Genomic DNA, 5,662 nt, shown 5'->3' with positions numbered 1-5,662 from the left:
CATACCGGTTACTACAACGAGCAGGCCGAGTTTCCGGTCTTCATGGTGGACCGCATCACGCTGCGCCGCGACCCGATCTACCACTCCACCTACACCGGCAAACCGCCTGACGAGCCGGCCATGCTGGGCGTGGCCTTGAATGAAGTCTTCGTGCCCATCCTGCAGAAGCAGTTTCCGGAAATAGTCGACTTCTACCTGCCGCCGGAGGGTTGCAGCTACCGGATGGCGATCATCAGCATCCGCAAGCGCTACCCGGGGCATGCGAAGCGGCTGATGTTCGGCGTGTGGAGCTTTCTGCGGCAGTTCATGTACACCAAGTTCATCGTGGTGACCGACGACGACGTGGACATCCGCAGTTGGCAAGACGTGATCTGGGCCATCACCACCCGCATGGACCCGGTGCGCGACACCACGCTCGTGGAGAACACGCCGATCGACTACCTCGACTTCGCCTCGCCCGTCAGTGGCCTGGGCGGCAAGATGGGCCTGGACGCCACCAACAAATGGCCGGGGGAAACCAGCCGGGAGTGGGGCCGCAATATCCGCATGGACGCTGCAGTGGAGCAGCGCATAGCGCATCTGTTTGACGGCGTCATGAATCCTGCCAAACAAGGCCGTGGAGCCCCATAGCGGATCTCACTTGGCAATGCGTGTGCCGCTCATCTAGTTTTATAGGGCCTGCATGCAGGCAACCTCACCGGCGCAGTCCCTGCGCTATAGGAGCCCCGGACCTACTTCCTCTGGAGCCCCGAAATGGCAGCGTCAGCTGCCCGCCCCTCTCACCGCAAGGTCGAGAGGGGTTTCGCTTTTTCAGGCCCGCACCAGCAGGCCGATCAGCTCCCGCAGGGCGGTGCGCACGCTCTCGAAACCATGTGACGTGGGCAGCCAGTCGAGCGCCGCGTTGTCGCTGCGAAGGGCCGCCATGCCCATGGGCGCGGCCTGGATCTTGATGGTGCCACCCGCCGCCTGCTCGAAGGTGCGCCGTGCGCGCGGCATGTGCCAGCCGTGGGTCACGAGCAGGATGCGGGTGACGCCGGCCTGCTTGAGCAGCGGCAGGCTGCGCATGGCGTTCTCGTGGGTGTCGTGCGACTGGTCCTCCAGCCACTTGATCGGTTGCCCGAACTCCTGCGAGGCGATGCGACCGGCGGTTTGCGCCTCGGGCAGGCCTTCGAGCTGGCCCCAGCCAAGGCCGCCACTGAAGGCCACGGGCGCGCCGGTTTCGCGGCTCAGCCACAGGCCGTAGCGCAGGCGCTCCAGCGAGTTGTCCGTCAGGTTGGTGACGCCGTACTCCGGCGCGAGGCGCTCGGTGCCGGCGCCGAGCACCAGGATGGCGATCTGTTCCTTGGCCTTCACGGCCGCCTTCAGCTCGGCCACGCCGTCACCGCTGATGGCGGGCGGCGGCTTCAACGCGAACTCGGTGAGGAGGCGGCCGGTGCCCAGGCAGGTGCTCAGGTACATGCCGACCAGGCTCAGCAGGATCACGAACCAGCCCAGGCCGCGCCGCGGCAGGATCAGGCGGGCGCCGATCAGGATGAGCAGGAAGAAGGGGATTGGCGGCAGCAGCAGCGCCGTGAGCACCGGGGTCCACGACTCGATGCCGAGCAGGGTCAACAAACCGTTCATGCCATGTCTTTCTGCAGTTGTCGTTGAGCGTGCCCGGCTCTCTCCCTGGGCGATTTGCGCGCGATTGTGCGGTGGCCGGCCCGTGTTTGTGCCGGCTTGGCGCATGAACAGTGAAAAATTGCTCGCTTGCCCGGGGTTCACGGGGCGGGTGCGGTGTGAAACAGTGCCCGCCATCCTGGAACGAGGCCTTCTGCGATGCGAATCAAGGTGATCTGGCTGGCGCTGCCCGCCTTGGGTGGAGCAACGCCAGCGTGGGCACAAACTTCCGAGCCAGTGACGGTGCTCGACACCGTGGTGATCTCGGCCGAACGCACCGGCCGCCCGTCGTTCGATGTGCCGGCGGCCATCAGCGCGGTCGGGCGCGACGTCGTCGAGAACGGCGGGCCGCAGGTCAACCTGTCGGAGGTGCTCAACCGCGTGCCCGGCATCACGGTGCTCAACCGGCAGAACTATGCGCAGGATCTGCAGGTCTCGATCCGCGGCTTCGGCGCACGCTCCACCTTCGGGATCCGCGGCGTTCGCCTCATCGTCGACGGCATCCCCGCCACCATGCCCGACGGCCAGGGCCAGGCGTCCAATGTCGACCTGAGCTCCGCCGGCCGCATCGAGGTGCTGCGTGGCCCGGTGGCGCAGCTGTATGGCAACGCCGCCGGCGGCGTGGTGCAGGTGTTCACCGAAGACGATGCCAGGCAGCCCACCGCCACGGTGGCTGCGGGCGTCGGCCCCTATGGCCAGGCCAAGCTGGGTGCGAAGTTCAGTACCAGCACACCCGGCTATGGGCTGACGCTGGCGGTGTCGCGCTTCCAGACCGACGGCTACCGCGACCACAGCGCCGCCGAGCGCGGCCAGCTCAACGGCCGCTGGCAGAGCGACCTGACGCCCGACACGCACCTCAGCGTGGTGCTGAACGCGCTCGACCAGCCGAACTCGCAAGACCCACTCGGTCTGACCCGCGCCCAGTGGGAGGCCAACCCGCAGCAGGTGGTGCCAGCGGCCATCACGCAGGACACCCGCAAGACCGTGCGCCAGCAGCAGGCCGGCACGGTGCTCGAGCACCGCTTCAGCGAAGACACCACCTTCACCGGCCGCCTCTACCTGGGCGAGCGCAGCCTCGACAACGCCTTGTCGGTGCCGCCGGCCGCACAGGCATCGCCGACCTCCAGCGGCGGCATCGTGCAGTTCGACCGCAGCTACGCCGGCCTGGGCGCCCAGCTCGCGCACCGCATGGCGCTGGAGAACGGCATGGTGCTGCGCGTCACGGGCGGCATCGAGTACGACACCATGCGCGAGAACCGCCAGGGCTACATCAACAACCTGGGCGTGCAGGGCGCGCTCAAGCGCGACGAGCGCAACACGGTGGACAACCGCGACGCCTACCTGCAAGCGGGCCTCGACCTGCATCCCGATTGGACGCTGACTGCCGGCCTGCGCTCGATCGACGTGCGCTTTCGCACCGAAGACCACTACATCACCACCGGCAACCCCGACGACAGCGGCGGCGTCAACTACAGCGGCGTCAACCCGGTGCTCGGCCTCACCTGGCATGCCTTGCCCACGCTCAACGTCTACGTGAACGCCGGCCGCGGCCTCGAGACGCCCACCTTCAGCGAGCTGGCCTACCGCAGCGACGGGCTCACCGGGCTCAACACCGAACTGCGCGCCTCGCGCAGCCGCCACCTGGAACTCGGCGCCAAGTGGAAGCTGGCCGACGGCCACCGGCTGGATGCGGCACTGTTCGCCATCGACACCACCGACGAGATCCTGGTCGACGTCAACCAGGGCGGGCGCTCCACCTACAAGAACGCCGACAACACCGAACGCCGCGGCATCGAGCTCGCCTACCTGGGCCAGCTCACCGACGAACTGCGCGCCACGCTCAGCCTGACCGCCTTGCGCGCCCGTTTCGAGAACACCGGCAACCGCCTGCCGGCCACGCCCGAGCGCAGCGGCTTCGCCGAGCTGGCCTGGTCGCCCAAGGCCGCCTGGGGCGGCTTCAATGCGGGCGTGGAGGTGGTGCACACCGCCGCGCTCTACGTGAACGACGCCAACACCGACGCGGCGCCTGCGGTCACGGTGCTCAACCTGCGCGCCGGCTTTGCGCAGGAGCTGGCAGGCTGGCGCTTCACCCAGCTGCTGCGCGTCGACAACGCCGGCAACCAGAACTACGCTGGCTCGGTGATCGTCAACGAAGGCAACAGCCGCTTCTTCGAGCCGGCGCTGCCTCGCAACTGGCTGGTGGCCGCCACGGCGAGCTACGCGTTCTGAGGGTCTCTCGGTCCCAGCGCAGAATCCCTGTCATCGCAGACAAGGAGAACGACACATGAGCGCGACGACCGAAACCATCACCCTGGGCGGCGGTTGCTTCTGGTGCACCGAGGCGGTGTACGAGCGGGTGCAGGGCGTCACTGCGGTCGAGTCGGGCTATGCCAATGGCCATGTGCTGAACCCGAGCTACGAGCAGGTGTGCACCGGCGAGACGGGCCACAACGAAGTGGTGCGCGTGAGCTTCGACCCGGGGCAGATCAGCCTGCGCGAGATCCTCGAGATCTTCTTCGTGGTCCACGATCCGACCACGCTCAACCGCCAGGGCAACGACGTGGGCACGCAGTACCGCTCGGGGATCTACTTCAGCTCGCCCGAGCAGGAGCAGGTGGCGCGCGAGGTGCTGGCCGAGATCGCCGCCAGCGGCACCTACCGTTCGCCGGTGGTCACCGAGCTGAAGCCGCTCGACAACTACTCGCGCGCCGAGGACTACCACCAGCACTACTTCGCCCAGCACCCCGACCAGGGCTACTGCGCGTTCGTCGTCGCGCCCAAGGTCGAGAAGTTCCGCAGGACGTTCGCCGACCGCGTGAAGCCCTGAGCTTCGCCAAGCGTGCGCGATTTGGCAGCTTGAGCGCAGCCAGCCGCACGGACGACGGGTATACGCCCAGGCGGCGGCGTTGCTGCGTCGATAGACTGCCCGCACCGCTTTCTACGCATGGACGGCATGGATCAACTCTGGTTGTCGGCGCCTGGCCTGGCCCTCAGGTTGTGGGCCGACGATGCGCGCGACGGCGGTCGGGCGGTCGGCTGGCAGCCCAACCCAGCGGCGCAGGCCTGGGCGCAGCGGAAACAGCTGGTGGGGCCGGAGTGGGGCAAGCTCGCGGCCCAGCTGCGCCAGGCTCTTGCGGCCGGCCACGGCCAAGGCCGCGTCTCGATCGGCGCGCCCGCCATTGGGCTGACCTGGACGGCCGTCACCCTGCCTGAAGGCTGGTTGATCTGGCTCGAGGTGGCCGAGCCTTCTGATGAACACCCGGCGCGCGATCTCCAGCAGTCGCAGGAGCGCTTGAGTGTCCGCCTGCGTGCCGCCGAGGCCGAGGCCGCGCAGTGGAGCAGAGCGGTGGACCTCGCCGCGGTGGCCCTGTGGCGGCTTGATCTGGTGGCCAACCGCGTCTACCTCAGCGACTGGGGCTACCGCATGCTGGGCATGGAGACGCGCGAGGTGCTCACCATCGACGAGCTGCGCACCCTGATCCACCCCGACGACCTGCCCGCGGTGATGCGGGCCGCGCAAGAGGCTGCGGCCTCCACCGAGGTCCACGACGTCGAGACCCGCTATCGCCACAGCAACGGCGGCTACCGCAACCTCTTCACCCGCCGCGTAGCCGAACGCAACGCGCAGGGGGAGGTGATCGCCCTCTCTGGGGTGTCGCTCGACATGACCGAGCGCATCGCCGAGCGCGAGCGCGCCCAGGCCTACGCGCAGCGCATCGACCGCGTGACCAACGCCGCCGGCGTGGGCATCTGGAACGTCGACATCGAGACGGGCACCATCGAGTGGAACGAGCAGATGTACCGCCTCTACGGCATCCCCCGCAGCGACCCGCCGCCACCGAACGACCGCTGGCTCAACGAGCTGGTGCACCCCGACGACCGCGAGATCGCGCGCAACCACCGCCCGCTGGTGGGCACCGGCACGCAGGGCCTGCACGCCGAGTTCCGCATCGTGCGGCCCAACGGCATGGTGCGCTGGGTGGCCTCGTGGTCGCGGCGCGAG

At 68.3% G+C, this 5,662-nt stretch carries 5 protein-coding genes; 4 read left to right on the top strand and 1 reads right to left on the bottom strand.

Annotation, left to right across the window (positions count from 1 at the left end):
• Positions 1–630: UbiD family decarboxylase domain-containing protein (locus tag VFL64_RS11150; RefSeq protein WP_489540447.1), on the top strand; the 630-nt coding region annotated here is incomplete at its 5' end.
• A gap of 180 nt (positions 631–810) precedes the next feature.
• Here the strand turns inward: VFL64_RS11150 and VFL64_RS11145 are convergent.
• Entirely contained in the window at positions 811–1,623 is an 813-nt protein-coding gene (locus VFL64_RS11145; protein ID WP_489540446.1) for a YdcF family protein, read from the bottom strand.
• Positions 1,624–1,818: 195 nt separating this feature from the next.
• Between VFL64_RS11145 and VFL64_RS11140 the strand changes: the two genes are divergently transcribed.
• From VFL64_RS11140 to VFL64_RS11130, 3 genes are all read left to right on the top strand, one after another.
• Complete coding sequence (locus tag VFL64_RS11140; RefSeq protein ID WP_489540445.1) at positions 1,819–3,888, top strand: TonB-dependent receptor family protein; 2,070 nt, start codon at positions 1,819–1,821, stop codon at positions 3,886–3,888.
• Positions 3,889–3,943: 55 nt separating this feature from the next.
• A complete protein-coding gene (msrA, locus tag VFL64_RS11135) occupies positions 3,944–4,486 on the top strand; it encodes a peptide-methionine (S)-S-oxide reductase MsrA (RefSeq protein ID WP_489540444.1) in 543 nt (180 codons plus the stop codon).
• A 126-nt stretch (positions 4,487–4,612) separates the two neighbouring features.
• A partial coding sequence (locus VFL64_RS11130; protein WP_489540443.1) for a PAS domain-containing protein occupies positions 4,613–5,662 on the top strand: 1,050 nt, incomplete at its 3' end.

This window comes from Rhizobacter sp. (assembly GCF_035702065.1).
GTDB lineage: Bacteria > Pseudomonadota > Gammaproteobacteria > Burkholderiales > Burkholderiaceae_C > Rhizobacter.
The sequence above is the reverse complement of the archived record's forward strand: the minus strand, read 5'-3'. Positions and strand labels throughout refer to the sequence as shown.

Excerpts from the sequence above, each read along its gene's own strand:
- msrA (WP_489540444.1), top strand. The coding sequence starts at position 3,944 with ATGAGCGCGACGACCGAAACCATCACCCTGGGCGGCGGTTGCTTCTGG.
- VFL64_RS11145 (WP_489540446.1), bottom strand. The coding sequence starts at position 1,623 with ATGAACGGTTTGTTGACCCTGCTCGGCATCGAGTCGTGGACCCCGGTG.
- VFL64_RS11140 (WP_489540445.1), top strand. The coding sequence starts at position 1,819 with ATGCGAATCAAGGTGATCTGGCTGGCGCTGCCCGCCTTGGGTGGAGCA.